Origin of the sequence: Rhizobium oryzihabitans (assembly GCF_010669145.1) — a bacterium.
GTDB classification, from domain to species: Bacteria; Pseudomonadota; Alphaproteobacteria; order Rhizobiales; family Rhizobiaceae; genus Agrobacterium; species Agrobacterium oryzihabitans.
In genome coordinates this window covers 1784496-1810689 of the sequence record NZ_CP048632.1, presented here as the reverse complement: position 1 = coordinate 1810689, position 26194 = coordinate 1784496, and the positions used below count along the sequence as shown (strand labels likewise).

The 26194-nt window shown below is 59.2% G+C and carries 20 protein-coding genes and 1 tRNA gene; 19 read left to right on the top strand and 2 right to left on the bottom strand.

Going from position 1 to position 26194, the window contains the following annotated elements:
- Positions 1-305 precede the first annotated feature (305 nt).
- The 17 genes from G3A56_RS09540 to G3A56_RS09460 all read left to right on the top strand — a co-directional run bounded on the left by G3A56_RS09540 (position 306) and on the right by G3A56_RS09460 (position 19952).
- Positions 306-2333 (top strand): methyl-accepting chemotaxis protein, encoded by a 2028-nt coding sequence (locus G3A56_RS09540; RefSeq protein WP_082183624.1) that lies wholly within the window; start codon positions 306-308, stop codon positions 2331-2333.
- Between the two features lie 255 nt (positions 2334-2588).
- Positions 2589-4007, top strand: a complete 1419-nt coding sequence (locus tag G3A56_RS09535; protein ID WP_164056649.1) for a sensor histidine kinase — start codon at positions 2589-2591, stop codon at positions 4005-4007.
- A 217-nt stretch (positions 4008-4224) separates the two neighbouring features.
- Positions 4225-4301, top strand: a tRNA-Arg gene (locus G3A56_RS09530).
- 174 nt (positions 4302-4475) lie between these two features.
- Complete coding sequence (locus G3A56_RS09525; protein WP_082183640.1) at positions 4476-5288, top strand: class I SAM-dependent methyltransferase; 813 nt, start codon at positions 4476-4478, stop codon at positions 5286-5288.
- A 220-nt stretch (positions 5289-5508) separates the two neighbouring features.
- Entirely contained in the window at positions 5509-6654 is a 1146-nt protein-coding gene (locus tag G3A56_RS09520) for an ABC transporter ATP-binding protein (protein ID WP_164056342.1), read from the top strand.
- Positions 6651-7577, top strand: coding sequence for a carbohydrate ABC transporter permease (locus G3A56_RS09515; RefSeq protein WP_003493623.1), 927 nt, complete (start codon positions 6651-6653; stop codon positions 7575-7577). Before G3A56_RS09520 ends, G3A56_RS09515 begins: the two co-directional genes overlap by 4 nt.
- Positions 7577-8398 carry a carbohydrate ABC transporter permease gene (locus G3A56_RS09510; RefSeq protein ID WP_082183641.1) on the top strand — a complete coding sequence of 274 codons (822 nt, stop codon included), beginning with the start codon at positions 7577-7579 and terminating at the stop codon, positions 8396-8398. Before G3A56_RS09515 ends, G3A56_RS09510 begins: the two co-directional genes overlap by 1 nt.
- 46 nt (positions 8399-8444) lie before the next feature.
- On the top strand, positions 8445-9737 hold the full coding sequence (locus G3A56_RS09505) for an ABC transporter substrate-binding protein (protein ID WP_035241546.1): 1293 nt from the start codon (positions 8445-8447) through the stop codon (positions 9735-9737).
- A gap of 66 nt (positions 9738-9803) precedes the next feature.
- Complete coding sequence (locus tag G3A56_RS09500) at positions 9804-10604, top strand: phosphodiesterase (protein ID WP_082183643.1); 801 nt, start codon at positions 9804-9806, stop codon at positions 10602-10604.
- A 310-nt stretch (positions 10605-10914) separates the two neighbouring features.
- Positions 10915-12411, top strand: a complete 1497-nt coding sequence (scpC, locus tag G3A56_RS09495) for a succinyl-CoA:acetate CoA-transferase ScpC (protein ID WP_137067520.1) — start codon at positions 10915-10917, stop codon at positions 12409-12411.
- 190 nt (positions 12412-12601) lie between these two features.
- The gene (locus G3A56_RS09490) at positions 12602-13924 is read left to right on the top strand and encodes an alpha/beta hydrolase (RefSeq protein ID WP_082183644.1); all 1323 of its coding nucleotides are present in this window, start codon (positions 12602-12604) and stop codon (positions 13922-13924) included.
- Positions 13925-14053: 129 nt separating this feature from the next.
- Positions 14054-15091, top strand: a complete 1038-nt coding sequence (locus G3A56_RS09485) for a 4-hydroxyproline epimerase (RefSeq protein ID WP_082183646.1) — start codon at positions 14054-14056, stop codon at positions 15089-15091.
- A 112-nt stretch (positions 15092-15203) separates the two neighbouring features.
- The gene (gene pyrC / locus G3A56_RS09480; RefSeq protein WP_082183648.1) at positions 15204-16241 is read left to right on the top strand and encodes a dihydroorotase; all 1038 of its coding nucleotides are present in this window, start codon (positions 15204-15206) and stop codon (positions 16239-16241) included.
- 171 nt (positions 16242-16412) lie between these two features.
- Complete coding sequence (locus G3A56_RS09475) at positions 16413-17111, top strand: orotate phosphoribosyltransferase (RefSeq protein ID WP_003493644.1); 699 nt, start codon at positions 16413-16415, stop codon at positions 17109-17111.
- A gap of 99 nt (positions 17112-17210) precedes the next feature.
- Positions 17211-18137 (top strand): carbohydrate kinase family protein, encoded by a 927-nt coding sequence (locus G3A56_RS09470; protein WP_082183650.1) that lies wholly within the window; start codon positions 17211-17213, stop codon positions 18135-18137.
- A gap of 124 nt (positions 18138-18261) precedes the next feature.
- A complete protein-coding gene (locus tag G3A56_RS09465; RefSeq protein WP_082184580.1) occupies positions 18262-19227 on the top strand; it encodes an acetylxylan esterase in 966 nt (321 codons plus the stop codon).
- Positions 19224-19952, top strand: coding sequence for an esterase family protein (locus tag G3A56_RS09460; RefSeq protein WP_035241549.1), 729 nt, complete (start codon positions 19224-19226; stop codon positions 19950-19952). Before G3A56_RS09465 ends, G3A56_RS09460 begins: the two co-directional genes overlap by 4 nt.
- Before the next feature lie 157 nt (positions 19953-20109).
- Here G3A56_RS09460 and pgi read toward each other — a convergent pair whose 3' ends face one another.
- Both pgi and G3A56_RS09450 read right to left on the bottom strand, forming a co-directional pair.
- The gene (pgi, locus tag G3A56_RS09455; protein WP_082183651.1) at positions 20110-21735 is read right to left on the bottom strand and encodes a glucose-6-phosphate isomerase; all 1626 of its coding nucleotides are present in this window, start codon (positions 21733-21735) and stop codon (positions 20110-20112) included.
- A gap of 127 nt (positions 21736-21862) precedes the next feature.
- On the bottom strand, positions 21863-23572 hold the full coding sequence (locus tag G3A56_RS09450) for a long-chain fatty acid--CoA ligase (protein WP_082183652.1): 1710 nt from the start codon (positions 23570-23572) through the stop codon (positions 21863-21865).
- Between the two features lie 359 nt (positions 23573-23931).
- Here G3A56_RS09450 and G3A56_RS09445 point away from each other — a divergent pair, with 359 nt between their 5' ends.
- Positions 23932-24981 carry an ABC transporter ATP-binding protein gene (locus G3A56_RS09445; RefSeq protein WP_082183653.1) on the top strand — a complete coding sequence of 350 codons (1050 nt, stop codon included), beginning with the start codon at positions 23932-23934 and terminating at the stop codon, positions 24979-24981.
- Between the two features lie 154 nt (positions 24982-25135).
- Entirely contained in the window at positions 25136-26152 is a 1017-nt protein-coding gene (locus G3A56_RS09440; RefSeq protein WP_082183654.1) for an extracellular solute-binding protein, read from the top strand.
- The last annotated feature ends 42 nt before the right edge of the window (positions 26153-26194 follow it).

Below are 26194 nucleotides of genomic sequence, written 5' to 3'. Positions count from 1 at the left end.
TGCAAGAGCGTTTCGTTTTTTGCACGGCTAACCCCGCCTGGGCGAGCTTTCAATGGCCGAGCGTGCGCGGCTTATAAGGGCATAGGCCGAACAAAGTCAATTGCCGAAGGGGTTTTCGCGCTTCACCTTTTGCGGAAAACGCACGGCCATGTCCCTCGCTGGCCGCCAATAGAGGCCGATTCCTACGCGCAATCGGTAAAATCCGAAATTCTTTCTTAACGCGGCATTGATAAATGTTGTGATGCGAAAAGTTATGCCAGCTTCCCATTTTTATCACGCGGCTGGCTTTTGTTGGGGGAACGAAGTTGAGAATTCGCGGTCGTATTAATCTTCTTGTCGGGCTGATGAGCCTTGTGGCCTGTACCATTGGCGCGCTGTCCATATACGCGGTCAGCGAATTCCAGGTGCGCACGATCGGATACGAAAAGGCAGCGGAACGCGCCTATAAGGGCGAGGCGCTCAACCGTCTTGTCACCGCGGTCGTCATGGAGGCGCGCGGGGTCTACGCTGCGCCCGATATCGAAAAGGCGGCACCTTTCGCCGACGGCATCGTGAAGAACCTCGACGCCATGGAAAAGCTGATCGCGACATGGACACCTCTCGTTCCGGCGGAACAGAAGGCGGCCTTCGACAATCTTTCCAGCCGCTTTAAGGAGTTCAAGGCCTTCCGTCTGGAAACCGCGAGGCTTGCCCGGGAAGCCGGCCCGCAGGCCGCCAACCAGCAGGGCAACAACGAGGCGAACCGGGCCAACCGTAAAGCCTATCAGGCCGAAATCGATGCCGTCGTGAAGAATGACATCGCCGGGCTGGAGGCTGTCAGGGCCGGCATAGACGATTTTGTAACAACCACCTTCTGGCTGGTCATCATCGTCACCGGCAGCGGTATATTGGCCGGTGCGGCGTTTGGTCTCTACATCGGAACGCGCCAGCTGAGCGCGCCCATCCGCAAGGTTTCGGAAGTGATGAACGCGGTTGCGGACGGAAATCTGGACGCAGATGTGCCTTATCTCGGCCAGAACGATGAAATCGGCGAAATGGCAGCGGCAGTCGAGGTCTTCAAGAAGAATGGCCGCGAAGTTCGCCGCATGAATGCCCAGGAAGCCGCCATGCGCGCCAAGAGCGATGACCTGCAGGCCGGCATGGCCGTCGTCGTCGACGCGGCAGCGGGGGGCGATTTCAGCCGCCGCATCAGCAAGGATTATGGTGACGAAAACCTCAATCGTTTCGCGGCGACCATCAATGCCCTGCTCACCGGGGTGGACAATGGCGTCTCCGAGACCAGCCGCGTCATCGAAGGTCTGGCGCGGGGCGATCTGACTGAAAAGATGGACGGCGATTTCCGCGGTGTCTTTGCCGAACTCCAGGCGAACGTGAACGAGACGCTGGCTAAGCTGCGCGAAACGATGCGGGAAGTGCGCAGCAGCACGGAAGGCATCAGCGGCAACGCCAACGAACTGCGCTCGGCGGCTGACGACCTGTCCAAGCGGACGGAACAGCAGGCGGCTGCGCTTGAGGAAACCTCCGCTGCGCTGGACGAGATCACCGCCGTCGTTCGCAATTCGACCGATCGCGCGCAGGAAGCCAGCACTATGGTGGCCGAGACCAAGCAGAAGACGGAGGAATCCGCCAATGTCGTGCGCGATGCCGTCTCCGCCATGGATCGCATCGAGCATGCGTCGCGCGAAATCAGCCAGATCATCAATGTCATTGACGAGATCGCCTTCCAGACCAACCTTCTGGCGCTGAATGCGGGCGTCGAGGCGGCGCGTGCAGGCGAAGCGGGCAAGGGCTTTGCCGTCGTCGCGCAGGAAGTGCGTGAGCTGGCGCAACGCTCGGCAACGGCTGCCAAGGACATCAAGGCGCTGATCACCAAATCCGGTGAGGAAGTCGGCCGCGGCGTATCGCTGGTGCAAAGAACCGGCAGCGCGTTGAGCGAGATCGAGACGCGTGTTCTGGCAATCAACGATCACATCCATTCGATCGCTACTGCTGCGCGGGAACAGTCCACCGGGCTGCACGAAGTAAACACGGCAATCAACCAGATGGACCAGGTGACGCAGCGCAATGCCGCCATGGTCGAGGAGACATCGGCCGCAACCCACAAGCTGAGCGGCGAGGCGGAGCATCTTGTGACGCTGGTCTCGCGCTTCAAGGTGGGCGTTGAAGACGTTCACGTCCGGCCGCGCACGGAACAGCCGATGCGGCCCATGGCGGTCTCCGCCAGAACAGCGCCGGTGACCTCCCCGGCGCGCAAATTGATGAACAGCGTTGGCCGCGCCCTCAATGCCCAGCCGGCCGCCGCACCGGCACAGGGAGACTGGCAGGAGTTCTGAGTGGACCCGGTTCACCGGTTCTCGCCAGACTAGCTCCGTTTCGAACGCCGCCCGCCCGGGCGGCGTTTGTTTTTCGTGCAATGAAAACGTTTGTTTCGCAGCGCATTGGAAAAAAATCAGTTAGGTCCTATTATTATACGTGCATATAAACCGAGCCGTTCAACCGAAGCGGCGGCGCGCATACAGGATCAGGGCCCGGTGTTTTCTAAAGGCGTAGACAGCTTGGACCGCACGGAGGACAATCCGGTGCACTGCATGCCGGGATTGACCGCAGGTCTTTCAGGACGCCTGCTGCTGCTGACGGTCATTTTCGTGATGATCGCCGAGGTGCTGATCTTCGTGCCTTCGGTCGCCAACATGCGCCTTTCCTGGCTGCGGGACCGTCTGAACACGGCAGCCGCTGCCGGTGCGGTGATTGACGGGCTGCAGGCCGAATTGCCGCGAAGCGTGCAGAACGATACGCTGATGGCAACGGGGGCAAAGCTTATCGCGCTGCGCAAGGACGGCACGTCGCGTCTGCTCGCCGTGGCGGAAACGCCGCCAGGGGTCGACGAACAATATGATCTTTCCGATGTCTCGCAACTGGCGGCGGTGCGGGATGCCTTTTCCACATTGCTGTTCGGTGGCAACCGCGTCATTCGCGTTTTCGATGTCGTCGGCGACAGCGACACCATCATCGAACTCGTTCTCGGCGAAAACAAGCTGCGGGCGGCGATGCTGGCCTATGCCCGAAACGTTTTCCTGATTTCCATCGTCCTGTCGCTGATCACCGCCGGGCTCATTTTCATCTCCATCAACCGCATCATGATCCGGCCCATCCGTCGCCTGACGCTCGGTATGCAGCATTTCTCCGAAGACCCCGGCAATCCGGAGCGGATTTTCGTGGCCGAGGACGGAACCGATGAACTGGCGGTTGCGGGCCGGCACCTGGCCGACATGCAGACCGAATTGCAGAAAACGCTCAGGCAGCAGAAGAACCTAGTGGATCTCGGCCTTGCTGTCTCGAAGATCAACCATGACATGCGCAACATCCTGTCATCCGCGCAGCTGATGTCTGACCGCCTGGTGGACGCAAAGGACCCGATGGTCAGAAGTTTCGCGCCAAAACTGCTGCGCACCATCGACCGCGCGGTGGCCTATACGGGCGAAGTTCTGGCCTATGGGCAGGCGACGGAAGGCGCGCCGAAACGCAAGACGGTGCATTTAAGCCTTCTGGTCAGGGATGTGCGTGACATTCTGGCGCTCGAGCCGGAAAGCGGTATAGAGTTTCAGGACAGCGTGCCCACCGACCTAACGGTCGATGCGGATGCCGAGCAGCTGTTCCGGGTGATCCACAATCTCTGTCGCAATGCCGTTCAGGCTCTGCAATCGGATGTCGCCAACGCGGCACCCCGATATCTTTCGATCTCGGCCCAGAGGGCCGGCAGCGTTGTCAGCATCGTCATAGATGACAATGGACCGGGAATGCCGCGCAAGGCAAAAGAGAACCTGTTCTCCGCTTTCAGGGGCTCGGCCCGTTCCGGCGGCACCGGCCTCGGCCTCGTCATTGCGCGGGAACTGGTGCTTGCCCATGGCGGCACGATCGCGCTTGTTGAAAAGCCCGGTCCGGGGACGCAGTTCCGCATAGAGATCGCCGACCGTGCAGCCTCCGTACACGCGGCAAGAACCGCCTGAACATCGCACTCCGGGGCAGGCTGATGCGATCGCCGCATCAGCGTGAATATGGACGAGCAGGAGCGCCTTTAAAACAGGCTCCATGGAATTTCTTTTATAATCAATATGATGCGTGAATTGCTGCGGAAAAATGACAATTTCGAAACGAAATCGCTTGCAATCGGAATGAGGACGTTTTAGAGGATCGCCACGCCACCGGAAACGACCGGAACGGCACGCACCCGTAGCTCAGCTGGATAGAGCACCAGACTACGAATCTGGGGGTCAGGAGTTCGAATCTCTTCGGGTGCGCCATTTCTCTTCCCTTAAAAATACAATGATACGCGCCGTGCGCTCCATGATTTTATCGTGCGTTTGAGACCGGCATCTTTGTCGCTGTCTAGAGAGCCGGCAAGGCGGAACAGATTCCCGAACTTCCCCAATATGTGTTAAAGTCCCCGGGTCATTGGATGACCTCAGGTGAAAACCATGCGGGAAACGGACAAGGTATTTGCCGGCTCCATTCCGGAAAACTACGACCGCTACATGGTGCCGTTGATTTTCGAGCCGTTCGCCCATGATCTGGCACGGCGTGCGGCGTCATTGATGCCGATCGATGTTCTGGAGATCGCCGCAGGCACCGGGGTCGTCACCCGTGAGCTGGCACCTAAACTGCCGCCCGCCGCGCACTATGTCGTGACCGACCTCAACCAGCCGATGCTTGATTTCGCCGCGGCGCGACAGACGCCCGACAATCGCATTCATTGGCGTCAGGCAGATGCCCAGGTGCTGCCATTTGAGAATGCGGCTTTCGACCTCGTCTTCTGCCAGTTTGGTGCGATGTTTTTTACCGACCGCCTTGCCGCCTACCGCGAAGCAAGGAGGGTGCTGAAACCCGGCGGACACTATTTATTCAACGTGTGGGATCGCATCGAAGAAAATCACTTCGCAGATGACGTAACGAATGCCCTTGCGCACCTGTTTCCAGATGATCCGCCACGCTTCATGGCCCGCACCCCGCACGGCTATCACGATACGGCCTTGATTCGCAGCGAGCTGGAAAGTGCCGGTTTTTCCCGCGTGGTGATCGAGACGATAGCAGCACAAAGCCGTACATCGTCACCGCGCATTCCCGCCGTCGCCTATTGTCACGGAACTGTTCTTCGAACTGAAATCGAAACGAGAGCGCCGGGAAAGCTCGACGCGGCGACAGACTGCGCCGCATCCGCGATTGAAGCAAGGCACGGCAGCGGTGAGGTTGCCGCCAAAATTCAGGCTCATGTGATTCTGGCTACCGCTTGAAACAACGGCGCCGCGGGCGCAGCCAAGGCCGGTGAATAGGCCTCATATCCGGACATGAGAGACCACCCCCTCATATTAGTGGTTTTTCATGAAGGTCGGTATCGCAGGGCTTGCCGACAAGCCGAGATTGCCGGGCCTTCCGGTGTCACCGAACTTTCCGCAAACCTTCGTCATATTGTCATACAATATAAGCATATGCGCTCCAGAAAAGGAGCGCAGAATGACGCCACAATCTCTTGAACTTTCGGGTATCGGCAAAGGCTTCGGGGCTGACGATGTTCTGAAAGAGATCGAACTCTCCATCCGTCCCGGAGAGTTTTTATCCCTCGTCGGCATGTCGGGCTGCGGCAAGTCAACACTTCTGCGCATCATCGCAGGACTGGAAACGCCAGATCGCGGCTCGGTTTCGATCGGTGGTCAGGATGTGACGGAGCTCGATCCGAGCGACCGCAATCTGGCAATGGTATTCCAGTCCTACGCGCTTTATCCGCACATGAATGTCCGCCAGAACATCGCAACGCCGCTCAGGATGCGACGCCTGCCCTTTGCTGCGCGTCTGCCGCTGATCGGGCGGATGATGGCGCCAGCTGAAACGCTTCGCGAGATCGACGCTGCGGTTGAACAGGCGGCCGAGACCCTGCAGATCGCGCATTTGCTGGATCGCAAGCCGGCACAGCTTTCCGGTGGCCAGCGCCAGCGCGTGGCGCTTGCCCGGGCGCTGGTGCGCTCCCCGGCGGCCTTCCTGATGGACGAGCCGCTCTCCAACCTTGATGCCAAGCTTCGCGCCCATATGCGTGAGGAACTCGCGGGGCTGCACCGCCGGCTGGGGGCGACCTTCATCTACGTCACGCATGACCAGATCGAGGCCATGACCATGTCCGACCGCATTGCGCTGATGTCGGAAGGCCGCATCGAACAGCTCGGCACGCCGGATGAGCTTTACCGCAAGCCGGCGACACTGACGGTCGCGCGCTTTATCGGCACGCCGTCGATCAATCTGCTGCCGGTCGAAATCGATGCGCAGGGCAAGGTAACGGCTTTCGGACGCGATCTTGGCGTGGATGCGTCGGGCCGCGATGCCGGTCCGGCGACGCTTGGTCTTCGCGCCGAAGATTTGCGTCCGGGTGCCGAAGGTTTCTCGGTGCGTGTAGTGCGCACCGAAACTCACGGGGCTGACCGTTTCGTTAACTGCCGCCTTCTGAGCGATGAGACAGTGGCCGTCACCTTGCGCCAGGGCGCGGGAGAGGCGCTGGGTGCCGACGCGGATGGCGTGATGAACCTCGGTTTTGCGCCGGAACGTGTCCATCTCTTCGCCGCCGACGGCCTGCGTCGCAAAACGACAGTGCGTGAACGGGTGCCGGCATGACGGCGGTCGATTTCTCCACGCCCGCGCCTGCAAAGGCCCGGCGACGCCTGTCGAAGGCGGACCGGCGCATGATCCGGCGCGGCCTGATGTTCGCAGCCCCCGCAAGCCTGCTGCTGCTGGCGATCTATATCATTCCAATGCTTGTTCTCGCCGGTTTTTCCGTCACCGATTATCAGCTTGGCGCGCTCTCCACGCAATTCGTCGGCGTCGGAAATTTCATCAAGGCGTTTGGGGACCCGGTTTTCCTGCGCGCGCTGATGAATACCGCCATCTACGCCATCATCGTCATTCCCTTCGGTGTGTTTCTGGCGCTCGGCGTCGCCCTTCTCGTCTACAATCGCAAACGCAGCCGGGCTTTCTGGGAAGTGGCCTATTTCCTCCCCGTCACCGCAACCCTCGTCGCCATGGCAACCGTGTGGCAGTTCCTGCTGCATCCTTCGCTCGGCCCGGTGAATGCGGCGATCAAATGGCTGGGTTTTGAGCCCGTCGCTTTCCTCTCCAACCCTGTTCTGCTTATTCCTACCATGGCGCTGATAGGCATCTGGCAGGTTCTGGGTTTCAACATGGTGCTGTTCCTTGCGGGCCTCACCGCCATTTCGAAGGATCTGCATGAGGCCGCACGGCTCGACGGCGCCAAGAACCCGCTTGACCGGTTCCTGACGGTGACGTGGCCGATGCTCGGACCGACGACGATGTTCGTGGTGGTCACCACCTCCATCTCGGCCTTCAAGGTGTTCGAGACGGTCGCGGTGTTGACCAAGGGCCGATTCGGTTCGGAAACCCTGCTCTACGTTCTTTATCTTGAAGGTTTTGAATATTCCAACACGGGCTACGCAGCAGCGCTGACCCTTATTTTTCTCGCGATCGTGTTGATCCTGTCGATCGGCCAGACGCTGCATATGGACCGGAAGGTGCACTACTGATGTTCGGGTTCCGGAAATACTTCCCGCATCTTGTGCTCGCGCTCGGTGCTTTCGTCATGCTTCTGCCGTTCTACTGGATGCTATTGACCTCCATCCGCTCACCGTCAGAGGTTTTCAGCGTCTCGTTCTGGCCGATCCCCGAGAAGTTCGACGCTGTTGAGAGTTACTCCCGCGCAGCGGGCCAGGTGCCCATGGCGCGCTTCATGCTGAACGGCGTCATCGTATGTTTCGGCATCCTGTTCGTGCAGATCCTGACGTCGGTTCCTGCGGCCTATGCGCTGGCGAAGCTTCGTTTTCCAGGGCGCAAGCTGTTGCTGGCGCTGATCGTCGCCGCGCTCTCCGTGCCCATCCAGGCGCTGGCGCTGCCGCTGTTCGTCGGTCTGGCGAAGGCGCAGTTGCTGAATACCTACTTCGCGATGATGATGCCGTTCTTCCTGTCGGTCTTTGCCATCTTCATGTTCAACCAGTCTTTCCGCAGCTATCCCGATGAAATCATCGAGGCGGCGCGCATGGATGGCTTCTCCGAGATGGAAATCTGCTGGGGACTGGTTCTGCGCGGCTCTCTTCCCTCGCTGGCTGCATTTTCAGTCTTTTCGCTGGTGGCGCACTGGAACGATCTCTACTGGCCGATGATCGTTATTTCGGACACCAGATTGGCCCCTCCGCCTCTCGGTATGATGTTCTTCGCGGATATCGAATCCGGCGCGAACTACGGCGCGCTGATGGCGGGCGCCACACTCATTACCGCGCCGATGGTGCTGTGCTTCCTCCTCGCACGGCGGCATTTCATCGCCGGTATTACCATGACCGGCGTCAAGTGACGCCGTTCACACTCCTCCTACTCCCAACCCATTTCTGGAGACTGACATGAAAATCAACCGACGCGCTGTGATGAGCGGTCTGGCACTCGGCATGGCTTTTGCGGGCTTCGCAAAGCCGGTTCTGGCCAACGAAATCACGCTCAACGTTCTCTACAACCTGCCGGGCTTCACGAAGTTCCATCAGCCGCTGGCCGATGAATTCATGAAGAAAAACCCTGATGTGAAGATCAATTTCCTCGCTCCGGCAGAAGGTTACAACCAGGGCCAGCAGCAGGTGCTGCGCTCAGCCGTCACCGGCAATCTGCCGGACGTTTATTTCTCGGGCTACAACCTGACGGCGGAACTCGTTCACGCGCTGGCGCCCCGCAACCAGATCACCGATCTCGGCCCGTTCATCCAGGCTGAAGGCGGTCAGGCTTTCCTCGACAAGAACTACAGCCCGAAGATGGCGGCACTCGGCCAGATCGACGGCAAGCAGTATGGTCTGCCGGTCAACGCGTCCTCGCCGATCATCTACATCAACTCCGAACTCGTGACCAAGGCTGGTGGCGACCCGGACAAGATGCCGACGACCTTCCCGGAACTCATTGCTCTTGCCAAGAAGATCAAGGCTCTCGACCCGAAGCTGGCCGGCATGAGCTATGACATCAATGGCTGGGGTGACGACTGGTTGTGGCAGGCGCTCGTCTTCGAACAGGGCGGCAAGCTCGTTGATGACAAGACGAAGACCGTTGCCTTCGACAATGAAATCGGCCTCAACGCTCTGAAGATGGCGCGCCAGTTCGTCACCGAAGGTGGCCAGAACCTGCTCGACTGGGACCAGTCCCGCCAGCAGTTCGGTGCAGGTCTCACCGGCTTCATCTTCTCGACCCCGGCTCACGTGCAGACGATCCAGGGTCTGGTTGGCGACCGCTTCAAGCTGAAGACGGCGACCTTCCCGCTCGACAACAAGGAAAAGGGCGGCGTTCCGACGGGTGGCAACTCTGCCGTCATCCTGACGCAGGAAAAGGCCAAGCAGGATGCAGCCTGGAAATACCTGAAGTGGATCACCGGCCCCGAGGCGCAGAACACCATCGTTCGCATCACCGGCTACCTGCCTACGAACAAGCTCGCAACCGGCCCTGACTTCCTGGCTCCTTATTACGCCGAGAACCCGAACGTAAAGACCGCTTCGCTGCAGGCTGACCGGTCCTTGCCCTGGGGCGCTTATCCGGGTGGTGAATCCGTCCGCATCTGGCGCACACAGCGCGACATCATCGGCACCGTAATGCGCGGCGAAGTGACGCCGGAAGCCGGGCTCAAGCAGATCGTCGAGCAGACCAACGCCCTGATGAAATAAGAAAAACCATCGAAAAGGCTGCGGGGAAATTCGTTCCCGCAGCCATTTTGCGCAGAAAGACTGACGATGAAGATCATCCAGATCACTGATACCCATCTTGTGCCGCCGGGCATTGCGGTGAACCGCGTGGACCCTGAAAAGCAGCTGCGCGCGGCGATTGCCGATATTGTCGAAAAACACGCCAATGCCGACCTTCTGGTCATGACGGGCGATCTCTGCAATCACGGTGAACCCGAGGCCTATGAACTGCTGCGTGACATTCTCGCGCCCGTATCCTTGCCGGTGCGGCTGATGCTCGGCAACCACGATCGCCGTCCGGAATTTACGGCGGCCTTTCCGGAACAACCCCGGGATGACAACGGCTATATCCAGTCCTTCATCGATACGGACTTCGGCCGCCTGCTGTTTCTAGACAGCCATGAGCCCGATGTGATCGGCGGGATGTATGGCGCGGATCGTCTGACATGGCTGGACAATACGCTTGAGAGCGCTGGCGAGCTGCCTGTGACGGTTTTTATCCATCACCCACCCATGGATTGCGGCATCAGGCATTTCGAAAACATCGGCATGCATGACGACGGTGCGGTCATGCGTCGCCTCGCCGCCCATCAGGCCGGCGTGCGCCATATTGTTTTTGGTCACATACACGTCCCAATGGCGGGTACCAGCGCGGAAGGCATTGCCTATAGTTCCGGTCAGGCCTGTTCGCATCGGTTCATCACCGATGTTGACGCTCTCGAACCGCTGTGGACGGGCGGCAACCCCTGTTATCGGGTCATCAATCTAGGTGCTTTTGGCTTGCGTGCCTATGATGCCGAGGTAGGGCAGTTCGTGCTCGGTCAGGCCCTCGTCTGTGAAGGCCCCTGAACCCAGGCAATAGCCGAGACAGTTCTCCCGATGTGATGAGGCGGTCCGCGCGCCTCATCACCTGTTGCCGGCGGCGATGCTTGGCAGGCATCGTTCGTCCAGAATGCTGTGAATGCTGTAAATATCCCGCAGCCTGTCGCGCCGATGCGCCACTTGCGGTCTGTTGAGCAGGATTTGATGCGTCAAGGCCATAGTCCCTGTCGCACCCTTGATCTATGTCAGTTTCATCGTTGAAAGTACGCGCCATAGTCACTGGAGAGGTGGCAAGTCTGGTGACGTGCCATCGTGAGTTCAGATCATGGAGAAGTGCATGCTTGAAAAGCGTATCCGCAACGCATCCCTCTTGAACAGGATCGTCAGCGCCGAAGAGGCCGCCAGTCTCATTCAGGATGGCATGACGGTGGGCATGAGCGGTTTTACGCGGGCCGGCGAAGCAAAGGCGGTGCCGCTGGCGCTGGCCGAACGCGCCAAGACGAACCCCATGAAAATCACCCTGATGACCGGCGCTTCCCTCGGCAACGATCTCGACAAGACCATGGTCGAGGCCGGTATGCTGGCCCGCCGCATGCCGTTCCAGTCCGATCCGGCTTTGCGCAAGGCGATCAATGACGGCAGGGTGATGTTCATCGACCAGCATCTTTCCGAAACGGTCGAGCAATTGCGCGGCGGCCAGATCCACGGGGTGGATATCGCGATCGTCGAAGCGGTGGCGATTACGGCGGATGGCGGCATCGTGCCCACGACATCCGTCGGCAATTCGGCAAGCTTCGCCATTCTGGCCGACAAGGTCATCGTCGAGATCAACCTGTCGCAGCCCGAGGTGCTGGAGGGATTGCACGACATTTTCATTCCCGCCAAACGCCCGACCCGCATGCCCATTCCGGTGGTGGCAACCGATAGCCGTGTTGGCCTGCCGTTCATTCCGGTGCCGCCGGAAAAAATCGCCGCCATCGTCCTGAGTGATAAGAGCGACAGTTTTTCAACGGTGCTGCCGCCGGATGACGAGACCAAGGCCATTGCCGGTCATCTCACCGAATTCCTGCTGAACGAGGTGCGTCATGGCCGCATGACCCATGAACTCCAGCCGCTCCAGGCCGGCATTGGCACCATCGCCAATGCCGTGATGCATGGTTTCATCGATACGCCGTTTCACGATCTCAAAATGTATTCCGAGGTCCTGCAGGACTCGACCTTCGAGCTTTTTGACGCAGGCAAGCTGGTTTTCGCCTCCGGTTCGTCGATCACGCTCTCCTCCGCCATGAATGAACGGGTCATGCCGCGACTGGCGGACTACAAGAGCAGGCTGATCCTGCGTCCGCAGGAGGTCAGCAACCATCCGGAAGTCATCCGCCGCCTCGGTATCATCGGCATCAATACGGCGCTGGAATTCGATATTTACGGAAACGTCAATTCCACCCATGTCGGCGGCACGCATATGATGAACGGCATCGGCGGTTCGGGCGATTTTGCCCGCAACGCCTATATGTCCATCTTCGTCACCAAGTCGATCGCCAAGGGCGGCGCCATTTCCAGCGTCGTGCCCATGGTCAGCCATGTCGACCATACAGAGCACGATGTGGATATTCTCGTCACGGAAATCGGGCTGGCTGATCTGCGCGGTCTCGCTCCACGCGAACGCGCGGCTGTCATCATCGCCAATTGCGTGCATCCGCATTATCGCGATGCGCTGACGGATTATTACCAGCGTGCGGTAGCACGCGGCGGTCATACGCCGCACCTCATCGAAGAGGCGCTGTCATGGCACAATGCCCTTCGTGAGAAGGGCACAATGCTGCCGCAGCGATAAGGCCCGTGCATTTCCATCGCGATGCTTGTCTGTTTACCGTGAGAGGGCGGATTGGGTCCGTTTGGACACACCGGGGCGGAAACTGGCAATGATTACGCGATGGTTGCTGGCGCAGCGGTTCCGCCTTCGGTAGAAAAACGTCTCCCCCGGCTGTTATCGGGCTGCCTCTGGGTTGTAGGAGAGTGACGTGATGCCCATCCGCTTCGTGGCCGTAATCGCCATTGTCGCCCTGCTTGCCGGGTGCGGCGGGCGTCCCATCGGGGTCATGACGCCGACCGGGCAGACCGTGGCGGGAACAACGCCTGTCAATCTGCTGGTTGCCACGACGCGCGCTCCATCGGAAAACGCCGCCGTGCTTTTCGGCGGCGAGCGCGGAACGGGCCTGAAGGTCGATGCCGTCACCATCTCCATTCCGCCCAATGCAAACCGCAAGGTCGGACAGGTGCAATGGCCCAAAAAGCTGCCGCCCAACCCGCTGAAGGATTTCACCACGGTGGCGGTGGAGCCAATTCGCTCCGAAGCCGAAACAAGAAGCTGGATCAGCAAACACATCCAGAAGGACCGGCGGGTGCTGGTTTTCGTGCACGGTTTCAATAATCGTTACGAAGAATCCGTCTATCGTTTTGCCCAGATCGTCCATGATTCCGGCACGGATGTCGTCCCGGTCGTCTTCACCTGGCCATCGCGGGCGAGCATTTTCGACTATAATTACGACAAGGAAAGCACCAATTACTCGCGCGATGCGCTTGAGGAAATGCTGACCCGGCTTGCGAAGGACAGGTCCATCAGCGAAGTCACCGTCATGGCGCACTCGATGGGCACATGGCTTGCGGTGGAAGCGCTGCGCCAGATGGCAATCCGCAACGGTCGGGTCGATCCGAAGATCAGCAATGTCATTCTGGCCGCACCGGATCTCGATGTGGACGTGTTCAGCCGGCAATTTACAAGCCTTGGCAAGACGCCGCCGAAATTCACTCTGTTCGTTTCGCAGGATGACCGCGCACTCAGCCTGTCGCGGCGCATCTCCGGCAATGTCGACCGGCTGGGCCAGATCGACCCATCGGTCGAGCCCTATCGCAGCCAGCTTGAAAAAGCCGGGATTACCGTTCTGGATTTGACCAAGCTGCAATCCGGCGACCGGTTGAACCATGGCAAATTTGCCGAAAGCCCGGAGGTTGTGCGCCTGATCGGCGACCGCCTCATCGCCGGGCAGACGGTGACGGATTCCGATGTCGGTCTGGGCGAGGCGCTGGGTGCCGTTAGCATCGGCGCTGCGCAAACGGTTGGAACGGCCGCGAGTGTCGTGGTCAGCGCACCGATTGCGGTGTTCGATCCGCGCACGCGTGAGAATTACGGCAGGCAGGTGGAAAGGCTCGGCCGCTCCGTTGAAAACACCGTCGGGTCGGTGGGAGATACGGCCGGTTCCGTGGTGGATGATCAGGCGCTTCAGTCATCGCGAGTGAATTGCGAAGCCGCCGCCAATCGCAACCGGGCGGAATGCCGTCACCGTTAGATCGTGACTAAGAACGGGATTGCGAAAAACGCTTAGGGTTTTCGCCATCTCATCTCCTCAGATTTGTATACAACTTGTATTTTTATCTGTATGGTCCGGTTAACAGCTCAACTTCCGGAGTAATATCCCATGCGTTGGAAACGCACCCTGCAGCTTCTCGATGTCCATTGCGAAGGCGAAATCGGCCGTGTTGTTACCGGTGGCGCGCCGAAAATTCCCGGCAATACCGTCGCAGAGCAGCTTCACTGGATGAACACCGATCCGAAAGGCGAGGCCTTGCGCCGCTTCCTGACGCTGGAGCCGCGTGGCACACCCATGGGGTCGGTCAATCTTCTCTTGCCGCCGAAGCATCCGGATGCGCATGCCGCTTTCGTCATTCTCCAGCCTGATCAGGCGCATGCGAGCTCCGGTTCCAATTCCATCTGCGCCACGACAGCGCTTCTGGAAAGCGGCATGGTGGAGATGCAGGAGCCGGAAACCGTCATCATCCTGGAGACGGCCGCCGGTCTGGTGAAAGCCACTGCCACCTGCCGCGACGGGCGTTGCGAAAAGGTCAAACTGACCATGGTGCCGTCCTTCGTGCATGAGCTGGATGTGACTATCGACACGCCCGAATGGGGCAAGGTGACGATGGACATTTCCTATGGCGGAATCTTTTACGCGCTGGTCGATGTGCGTCAGATTGGCTTGACCATCGACAAGGCCAATGCGGCGAAGCTGGTTGCGGCCGGTATGATTTTGAAAGATCTCGTCAACCGCGAAATGACCGTCGTTCATCCGGAAATCCCTGCCATTTCCGGTGTGGCCTATGTGATGTTCCGCGATGTGGATGCGGATGGCTCCATCCGCACCTGCACGACCATGTGGCCGGGCCGGGCGGATCGTTCGCCCTGCGGCACCGGTAATTCCGCCAATCTTGCAACGCTTTACGCGCGCGGCAAGGTAAAGGTGGGAGACGAGTACAAGTCTCGTTCGATTATCGGTTCGGAATTCGATGTCGGCCTTTCCGCCGTAACGGAAGTCGCGGGCCGTCCGGCCGTCATTCCCACCATTGCCGGGCGTGGTTTCACCTTCGGCCTGCACCAGGTGGGTCTCGATCCCTTCGACCCCTTGGCTGATGGCTTCGCCATGACCGATGTCTGGGGGCCGGAAGCCGGCAACATCTGAGGCAGGCTTTAAAAAAATGACATTTACAGCCGCCCGATGACCTCTGGCGGCTGTTTTCCCGCGACGAAAGATGCTAAGCGGGCGCAATTCCATCATGCTCCGAGGTATCCCGATGAAGTCGCTCACCCTGCGCCGCCCTGATGACTGGCACCTGCACCTGCGTGATGGGGCAATGCTGGAAGGCGTGATCGGGGATACGAGCCGCCATTTCGCCCGCGCCATCATCATGCCGAACCTCGTGCCGCCCGTCGTCACCACGGCCGATGCCCGCGCCTATCGCGACCGCATCGTCAAGGCCATTCCGGCGGGCGATCGCTTCGAACCGCTGATGACGCTTTATCTGACCGAGGACACGCAGGCCGACGACGTGGAAGAGGGCAAAAAAAGCGGTCTCATCACCGCCGTCAAGCTTTACCCGGCGGGTGCGACGACCAATTCCCACGGCGGTGTGCGCGATTTCAACAAGGCCATGCCGGTGCTGGAACGCATGGCGAAGATCGGCCTGCCGCTGTGCGTGCATGGCGAGGTGACGACGCCAGAGGTTGACATTTTCGACCGCGAGAAGGCATTCATCGATACGGTTCTGGAGCCTCTGCGCCAGCGTCTGCCTGAGCTCAAGGTGACGATGGAGCACATCACCACCCGCGATGGCGTCGACTACATCAGGTCGTCCAAGGCCAATCTGGCCGGTTCCATCACCACCCATCATCTCATCATCAACCGCAACGCCATTCTGGTCGGCGGTATCAAGCCGCATTATTACTGCCTGCCCGTCGCCAAGCGCGAAGAACACCGGCTGGCGCTGCGGGCTGCCGCGACTTCGGGCGATGCGCGCTTCTTCCTCGGCACGGATTCCGCTCCGCATGTGGATCCGCTGAAGGAATGCGCCTGCGGCTGCGCCGGCATCTATACCTCGATCAATACCATGAGCTGTCTTGCCCATGTCTTCGAGCAGGAAAACGCCCTCGACAGACTGGAAGCCTTCGCTTCCCTCAACGGTCCCGCCTGGTACGGGCTGGCGCCGAACGAGGAGACGATCACGCTGGTGAAGCGCGAGGAGCCGGTGTCGTTTCCCGAGAAGATCGAGACGGGCGCCGGGCCGGTGACCGTATTTGATCCGATGTTCCCGCTTCATTGGGACGTGAGCTGATTTTTTTGACCGCCGGCAATGCCGGCGGTTTTGTTATGATCCACAGGCATCCGCCCATAAATTACGGTGCCGCCTGCGGATGCCTGCAATGCTGAACCGAGATGTTGTGCTTTCCGAAAACCGGCCCCGGTTTTCGGAGCGATAAACCAAGGCCGAAAAAGGAGAACGCCTATGAACCATTTCACATTCACTGACCGCGCCGTTGTTGCAGAGCTGGTTGCGAAGATGTTGTGGGAAATCAAGGCGGTCCATTTCAATTCCGAAAGCCCCTACACCTTCGCGTCCGGCATGAAGAGCCCTGTTTACATCGACATGCGCAAGCTCATCTCCTTCCCGCGCATTCGCTCCGCTGCGATGGATTTTGCCGCAGCGGCGGTGATGCGCGAGGCCGGCTTCGAGAAATTCGACTGTGTGGCAGGGGGGGAAACAGCTGGCATTCCTTTCGCCGCTTTCCTCGCCGAGCGCCTTGGCCTGCCGATGATCTATTGCCGCAAGAAGCCGAAGGGCCATGGCCGCAACGCCCAGATCGAAGGTCACATGCCGGAAGGCGCGCGCGTTCTCGTCATCGAGGATCTGACGACGGCCGGCGGCTCGATGTTTACCTTTATCGACGCCATCCGCGCGGCGGGCGGTATCGTCGATCACGGCATCGCACTGTTTTATTACGGCATCTTCGAAGAGGCTGAAGCGCGCTTCGCCAACGGCAATGTCAAGCTGCATTACCTCACCACCTGGCGCGATGTTCTGGCTGTCGCCCGCGCTGAAAAACTGTTCGATGAAAAGACGCTATCTGGCGTAGAGGCCTTCCTCGATAACCCGTTGCCATGGTCGGCGAAACACGGCGGTGTCAGCGAATTGCCGCAATCCTGATTTCGGATGTGGCCAGCCCGGCTTTGTGGCTGGCCTTCCGATCGATCTTCGTCTAAATCGATTTAAGTCCATTTGATTTGCTGTTTGAGGAGGACCGTAATGATCCTGTGTTGTGGTGAAGCCCTGATCGACATGCTGCCCCGGCAGACGACGCTGGGTGAGGCGGGTTTTGCCCCCTATGCAGGTGGAGCGGTCTTCAACACGGCAATTGCACTCGGCCGTCTCGGCGTCCCGTCCGCATTCTTCACGGGTCTTTCCGACGACATGATGGGCGATATCCTGCGGGAAACCCTGCGCGCGAGCAATGTCGACTTCAGCTATTGCGCAACGCTTTCGCGGCCGACCACCATCGCTTTCGTCAAGCTCATCGATGGCCACGCGACCTACGCCTTTTATGACGAGAACACCGCCGGCCGGATGATCACCGAGGCCGAGCTTCCGGCACTGGGTGCGGATTGCGAAGCGTTGCATTTCGGCGCCATCAGCCTCATTCCGGAACCCTGCGGCAGTACCTATGAGGCGCTGCTGATGCGCGAGCATCAAAGCCGCGTCATTTCGCTCGATCCGAATATCCGCCCCGGTTTCATCAAGGACAAGCAGGCGCATATGGCCCGCATCCTGCGTATGGCGGCGAAGTCTGACATCGTAAAATTCTCCGATGAAGACCTTGAATGGTTTGGAGTGGAAGGCGACGAGGAGACGCTCGCACGCCACTGGTTGCATCATGGCGCAAAACTCGTCGTCGTCACCCGTGGAGCCAAGGGTGCCGTTGGTTATTCCGCCAATTTCAAGGTGGAAGTGGCTTCCGAGCGGGTGGAAGTGGTCGATACGGTGGGTGCTGGCGACACCTTCGACGCCGGCATTCTCGCTTCGCTGAAAATGCAGGGGCTTCTGACGAAGGCGCAGGTCGCTTCGCTGACGGAAGAGCAGATCAGAAAGGCTTTGGCGCTTGGCGCAAAGGCTGCTGCGGTCACCGTGTCGCGAGCAGGCGCGAACCCGCCTTTCGCGCATGAAATCGGATTGTAAAGGGCAGGGTTGAACCGCTTTGAAAAGGTGGTTCAACACTCTTGGCGGCGCAAGGGCCGTAAAAAACCGTTATTTGGATATCAAGAAGCTTGTGTCCGCCGGTTTTTCACGAAACAAGCATCGCATGAGCGTTCCGACAACCCATCCTTTCGATTTCGACCCGACCTATGGCATGCAGCGCGAGCAGCTGCTGGCGATTACCCCGCCTGAAGCGCCGCCCGGCTTCGATGATTTCTGGAAGAAGCGCTATCGCCGCGCACTCGCCACGGATCCGCGGCCGGTGCTGCGCAAGAGCAGGCTCAGCCATCCCCGCTGGCATGTTCTCGATATTACCTACACCTCGACTGGTGGCTTCCGCATCGGCGGATGGATGCTTCTGCCGCGTGAGGGGCAGGTGCGTCGCGGCCTCGTCGTCGGCCACGGTTATGGCGGGCGCGGAGAGCCCGATTTTGATGTGCCGGTGGAAGAAACTGCCGTGCTGTTTCCCTGCTTTCGCGGCATTTCCCTGAGCGCCTGCCCGCCGATTTCGTCCGATCCCGCCCTTCATGTCCTCTACAACATCGACAGGAAAGACGACTATATCATCGGCGGCTGTGTCGATGATCTGTGGATCGCCGTTTCCACTCTTGTCACGCTTTATCCCTGGCTGGAAGGGCAGGTGGGATATAGCGGCATCAGCTTCGGCGGCGGCATTGGTGCCCTGGCGATCCCATATGACGAGCGCATTGACCGGGGCCATCTGGTGGTGCCGACATTCGGACACCGGCCGTTCTGGCTGACGCTGCCCACCGTCGGCAGCGCGGATGCGGTCCAGACCTATCAGAAGACCCATGCCAATGTGCTCGAGACGCTGCGCCTGTTCGACGCCGCCTGTGCCGCGTCGCGCATAAAAGTGCCGATGCTGGTCGTACCCGCTCTTTTCGATCCGGCAGTGGCGCCGCCCTGCCAGTTTGCGGTGGCCAATGCTCTGCCGCAATCAAAATTTAATGAAATCTTCATCCTCGATGCCGGCCATTTCGATTACCCTGACAGCGCATCGCAAGATGCGGTCCATAAGGACAAGGTCAGACGGTTTTTCAAGGTGCCATGAAACGCGAATATCTCCGCTGGTATAGTCAAAGGCTCCATCGCGACATGGAGCTGTTAATATTCGGACACTCTGGCGCCAAGGTGCTGATGTTTCCCACCCGGGACGGGCGCTTCTTCGAATATGAGGAACTGGGCCTTGTCGGTAGTCTGGCCGACAAGTTGGAGGCGGGTCAACTTCAGCTCTATTGTATAGAGGGGCTGGCCAGAGAGACCTTCTATGCGGCCGGGCACCATCCCGCCGATCGCATTCGCCGGCATGCCGCTTTCGAAGAGTATATTCTGAACGAAGTGCTGCCGCTGATGGCCGAGAAAAACCCGAATAGTGACACGATCGTGCAGGGCTGCAGTCTCGGTGCATTTCAGGCCGCCAGCCTCGTCTTTCGCCATCCGCATCTTTTCCGCAAGCTCGTCGCCTTTTCCGGTCGTTACGACCTGACGATGAAGGTGGAATCCTTCGGTGATCTGTTCGACGGTTATTACGATGACGATGTCTATTTCCACATGCCGAGCCATTTCCTGCCCGGCCTTGCCTGCCCATGGCGGCTTGATCACCTGCGTCGTATGGACATGGTCTTCACCATCGGCGATGCCGACCCGTTTCTCGACAATAATCATCATCTGAGCCGGGTGCTTGCGGACAAGCAGGTGGGCCATCAGATGCATATCTGGGACGGGCGTGCGCATCGGGCAGGCGCATGGCGCAAGATGGCGGCGCTGTATATTTGAGCGCACGCTTTGCTTCTAGGTCGCTGGTTTAAGTCCAAGCGCGTGTATTGGTGACTTCGCCTCAAACGCGACGTCATCCTCGGGTCAAGCCCGAGGATGACGGAAGTGGCTGTTTTGGCTTTATTCTCAGCCGGAGAAGGTGGCTGGGGCGAGGACGTTACCCCACCAGTCCCGCCAGCGCTTTCACCAGCCCCTGCGTCGAGCTGTCATGGCCGGCAGCACTCTCATTGCCTTCAACGACGGGAAGCAGGCCGGTCGCCAGTTCCTTGCCAAGCTCCACGCCCCACTGGTCGAAGGAGTTGATGCGAAACAGCACGCCTTCCACGAAGACGCGGTGTTCGTAGAGCGCGATCAGGCGGCCGAGCGCAAATGGCGTCAGCTTGTCGTAGACGAAGGTGATGGACGGACGGTTGCCGGTGAAAACGCGGTGCGGCGCGATGAAATCGGCGAATTTGTCTTCCATGCCCTTGGAGGTGAGCTGGGCTTTCGCCTCGGCGAGCGTGCGGCCTTTCATCAGGGCTTCCGATTGTGCCAGGCAATTGGCGATGAGAAGCTGGTGCTGATGGCGCAGTTCGGGCTCAAAACCGTTGGCGGCGATCATGAATTCCGCCGGTATGACGCTCGTGCCCTGATGGATGAGCTGGTAGAAGGCGTGCTGACCGTTGGTGCCGGGTTCGCCCCAGACGACCGGACCGGACTGGCCTTCAACAGGCGTGCCGTCGATCGTCACGCCCTTGCCGTTCGATTCCATGTCGAGCTGCTGCAGATAAGCGGGGAAACGCGACAGGCGCTGGTCATAGGGCAGGATCGCCCGCGTGGAATAGTTCAGCACGTTGCGGTGATAAAAACCGATGAGGCCGAGCAGCATCGGCAGGTTTTCACGGATCGGCGCTTCGCGGAAGTGCTTGTCCATGGCATGCGCACCATCCAGGAACTTGCCGAAATTATCCGGCCCGATGGCGATCATCAGCGGCAGGCCGATGGCCGACCAGATCGAATAACGTCCGCCCACCCAGTCCCAGAAACCGAAGATGCGGTCGCTTTCGATGCCGAAGGCGGCGACCTTGTCCAGCGCGGTCGAAACGGCGGCGAAATGGTGCTTGACGGCGCCTTCACCCAGCTTTTCGGCGATGAAGCGGCGCGCGGTGGCGGCATTCGTCATGGTTTCGATAGTGGTGAAGGTCTTCGACGCGACGATGAAGAGCGAGGTCTCGGGATCGACGAGCTTCAGTGTGTCGGCAATATGTGCGCCATCGATGTTGGAAACGAAATGCGCGCGCGGGCCATCATGGAAAGGTGCCAGCGCCAGCGTCGCCATGACCGGGCCGAGATCGGAGCCGCCAATGCCGATATTGATGACATCAGTAATCTTCTTGCCAGTCGCGCCTTTCAGTGAACCGGAACGGATCGCATCGGCAAATTTGCCCATGGCCACCAGAACGGCGTTCACATCAGGCATCACGTCCTTGCCGTCAACGAGAACCGGCGTGTTGGAGCGATTGCGCAGCGCGGTATGCAGCACGGCGCGATCTTCGGTGAAGTTGATCGCCTTGCCGGAAAACATCTCCTCGCGCTTGGCTGCGACTCCGCCGTCGCGCGCGAGCTGTTCGAGAAGCGTCACGATCTCCTCGTTAACAGCGCATTTGGAATAATCCATCAGCAGGTCATCGAATTTGGCGCTGAAACGGCTGAATCTCTTGTCGTCGGCCGCAAAAGCGGCGCGAAGATCGGTTGCGGCTGTGCTGCTTGCCGTTGCTTTCAGTTTTTCGATGGTGGCCTGCATCTTGTGCTCCTCGGCTTCCTGGAAGGATGAGGAAACTATTCTTTTTCAGGCGACCAAATCAAGGCGACTTCGATAAAAGAAAGAGATGAGGACAAAAGAAAAGAGCCGGTCGCCCGGCTCTCGTCCTTCAGTTCAGATTGCGCAGTTCGCGCCGCAAAATCTTGCCGACATTCGATTTCGGCAGCTCGGTCCGGAACTCGATGATCTTCGGCCGTTTGTAGTTGGTAAGGTTCTTGGCGCAGAAGGCCTTGAGTTCTGCCTCCGTCAGCGACTGGTCCTTCTTGACGACGAAGAGCTTGACGGTTTCGCCGGAATGTTCGTCCGGAACGCCGATGGCGGCGCATTCCAGCACGCCGGGATGGCTGGCGGCCACTTCCTCGACCTCGTTCGGATAGACGTTGAAACCGGAAACGAGGATCATGTCCTTCTTGCGGTCGACGATCTTGGTGTAACCGCGATCGTCCATGAAACCCATGTCGCCGGAGCGGAAGAAGCCGTCTGCCGTCATCGCTTTGGCGGTTTCATCCGGCCTCTGCCAGTAACCGGCCATGACCTGCGGCCCGCGAATGCAGATCTCGCCGACTTCGCCGGAAGGCAGGCTGTTACCCTCTTCATCGCGAATGTCGATTTCTGTCGAGGAGATCGGCAGGCCGATGGTGCCGCTGAATTCCGTGGCGTCCAGCCGGTTGACGGTGGCGACGGGCGAGGTCTCGGAAAGACCGTAACCTTCTGCGATCGGGCAACCGACCATGGAGAGCCAGCGTTCGGCCACTGGCCGTTGCACAGCCATGCCGCCGCCAAGCACGAGGATCAGTGACGACAGGTCGAGCTTGCGGAAATCTTCATTGTTCATCATCGCGTTGAACAGCGTGTTGATGCCGGGGAAAATATGCGGGCGATAGTGCGACAGTTCCTTGACGAAGCCGGGAATGTCGCGCGGATTGGCGATCAGCAGATTATGGCCACCCAGCGCAATGCCCATCAGCGAATTCACCGTCAGCGCGAAAATGTGGCAGAGCGGCAGCGCGCAGATGAAATTGAGAACCTCGGGCCGGTCCTTGCCGCTGAAGGCGGCGTCCAGCCAGAGGCTGATCTGGGCCTTGTTGGCCAGAAGATTGGCGTGGGTAAGGATAGCGCCTTTGGAAATGCCGGTGGTTCCGCCGGTATATTGCAGGAAGGCGATGTCCTGCGCGTTGAGGCTGGCGGGCTTCAGCGGAAGTTCCTGCCCTTCCTTCAGCACGGCCTTGAAACTGATGGAGCCGGGGATGGCATAGGCGGGCACGAGCTTTTTCACCTTGCGGACCACAAGATTGACGATATGTCCCTTAAGGCCGAGCAGATCGCCCATGGCGGCAACAACCACGTGACGGACAGCGGTTTTCGGCACCGCCTGCTGCGCCACATGCGCAAAATTCTCCAGCACGAAAAGCGCCTTTGCGCCGGAGTCCTTCAGCTGATGTTCCAGTTCGCGCGGCGTATAGAGCGGATTGACGTTCACCACGATCATGCCCGCGCGCAAGATCCCGTAAACGGCGACGGGGTTCTGCAGGATATTCGGCATCATCACGGCAACGCGGTCGCCTTTTTCCAGCCCTCTGGATTGCAGCCATGCGGCAACGGCGCGGGTTTCAATATCCAGTTCCCGATAGGTCAGGGATTTTCCCATGCTGGAAAAGGCTTTGCGGTCGGCAAACTGCACGCAGCTCTTTTCGAGAAGTTCGACAAGGGAGGAATAGGCGGATGCGGGGATTTCGGCAGGGACGCCCTGCGGATAGGATGACAGCCAGCGCTTCTGGACGCTGACATTTTCCGGTTGTCCCAGGGACAATTCACTCATGCTTCTCCTCCCAGAGTCTTCTATGCGCCGGGCGTTCGACGGAACGCGTGAAGGGCGCTTTAGGCTGCCTTGATCGTCACGAGGTTCCCGCATCTGCCGGCACTAGGGCCGGATTGAGGGAACCACTTATGGCGTCACCGGATCGACCGCTCCTCCCGCTCCCCGGTGACGAATGATAGACGCGTAATCCCGTGACGTCCATCGTGTTGGCAAAGCCTATTTAACTCTAACGTAAACGTCAATATTGCTGCCCAACATCTCGCGGCCTCGTGAAAGGAAGCCGCATTTTGCCCCGGTTTTTTGACTTTAATCCTGATTTGAGCGATCAACATAATTCGTAGAGCAGGGCAGGATTGGAAATGGCAGGCAGCGCAGCGCTTGAACTGAAATCGGTGGGGAAAAGATTCGGTGATACGGACGTTTTGTCCGATATCGATCTGTCCGTCGAACGCGGCGAAATCATTTGTCTGGTGGGACGGTCCGGCTGTGGAAAATCGACCTTGCTGCGCATTGTTGCGGGCGTGGAGACGCCGGACCACGGCAACGTTTCCCTGAACGGCTCGCTCGTTGCCGGTTCGGGTGTTTTCGTCGAGCCGGAAAAGCGCAATATCGGCTTTGTCTTTCAGGATTATGCGCTTTTCCCGCATCTTACCGTCGAACAGAATGTAATGTTCGGCCTGAGGTCGCTGCCAAAGGCGGAGGCGCGTCGCCGCGCTGGCGAAATGATCGAACATGTCCACCTGCAGGAGCTTGCGAAGCGCTATCCGCATACGCTTTCGGGCGGTGAGCAGCAGCGCGTGGCACTTGCCCGCGCCCTTGCCCCGCAACCGGGCCTGTTGTTGATGGACGAGCCCTTTTCCAATCTGGACCGGGGTCTGCGAGACAATGTCCGTGAGGAAACGCTTGGTCTTCTGCGGGAACTCGGCACGACGGCGATCATGGTCACCCACGATCCGGAAGAGGCGCTTTCGGCAGGCGACCGCGTGGTGCTGATGCAGCGTGGGCGGATCGTGCAGAGCGGTACGGGCTACGAAATTCACGATAATCCCAAAACCCGCTACGCCGCCGATTTTTTCTGCGCCTTCAACAAGATCGAAGGCCACGTCAGGCACGGGCGCGTCGAAACACCGCTCGGGCCCCTGGGCGATGCTTCCGATCTGCCGGAAGGCCTTGCCGCCGTCGCCTATGTGCGTCCCAACGCGATTTCGATCATTGAGGATAGCACCGCGAAAGAGGGGATCGCCGGCGAAATATCGAGCCGTGTTTTTCTCGGTGAGATCGAGCAGCTTGGTATAGCCGTGCCCGGCCTGCCGGCGGATTTGCGCGTCAGAACGATGCAGCGTACGCCGACCAAGACCACGGCCGTGCGTTTCGGCATTGATCCGAAGGGCGTTCTGATATTTACTTGAGGTTGAATGAGCGGATTTGCATGTTTGTTTATGCCCCATTTTCAACTCTTGGTGATCAAGTCCCGTCTGAAAATGGCCAAATAAAACTTGATTTAACCCATCAGGTATGATGTTTGCTCCCCCATATTGCCGCCATCGGAGAGGGAGACGACATATGACGAAATTTTCCAAAATTGCCCTGCTTGCCAGCACCGTTGCTTTTGCAGCCGGATCGGTCAGCGCTGCGGAACTGAACATCTACACCACCAGAGAGCCGGGCCTTATCCAGCCCCTGCTGGAATCCTTCACGGCTTCGAGCGGCGTTAAGGTCAACACCGTGTTCCTGAAGGATGGTCTTGCCGAGCGCGTTCTGAGCGAAGGCGCAAGCTCGCCGGCCGACGTTCTGATGACCGTGGATGCAGGCAACCTTGTCGATCTCGCCGAAAAGGGCGTTACCCAGCCGGTCGAATCCGAAACCCTGAGCAAGTCCATCCCGGCTGAACTTCGCGACGCCAAGGGCCATTGGTTCGCGCTTTCCATGCGCGCCCGCGTTCTTTATGCGGCGAAGGATCTCGACCTCGCCTCCTTCAACTATGAAGATCTGGCGGATGCGAAGTGGAAGGGCAAGGTCTGCATTCGCGCCGGCCAGCATCCTTACAACACCGCGCTTTTTGCTGACTACATCGCCCACTATGGCGGCGCCGACACTGAAAAATGGCTTGCCGGCGTCAAGGAAAACCTGGCCCGCAAGGCAGGCGGCGGCGACCGTGACGTTGCCAAGGACATCCTCGGCGGCATTTGCGATATCGGCATTGCCAACTCCTATTATGTCGGCCTGATGCGCTCGGGCAAGGGCGGCGAGGAGCAGGTGAAGTGGGGCGACGCCATCAAGGTGGTTCTGCCGACATTCAAGAACGGCGGTACGCAGGTGAACATCACCGGCGCGGCCGTTGCCAAGAACGCTCCGAACAAGGCAGAAGCCGTCAAGCTTCTCGAATACCTCGTCTCGGACGAAGCCCAGAAGATCTACGCCGAAGCCAACTATGAATATCCGGTCAAGCAGGGTGCGGCTCTCAATGAGATCGTCGCTTCCTTCGGTGACCTGAAGGTCGACAACAAGTCGCTGACGGAAATCGTATCGCATCGCAAGCAGGCGAGCGAACTAGTCGACAAGGTCGGTTTCGACAAGTAAAGGCCAATTGGCAACAGAGGTGGAAGGCGCTCGCAGCCGCGG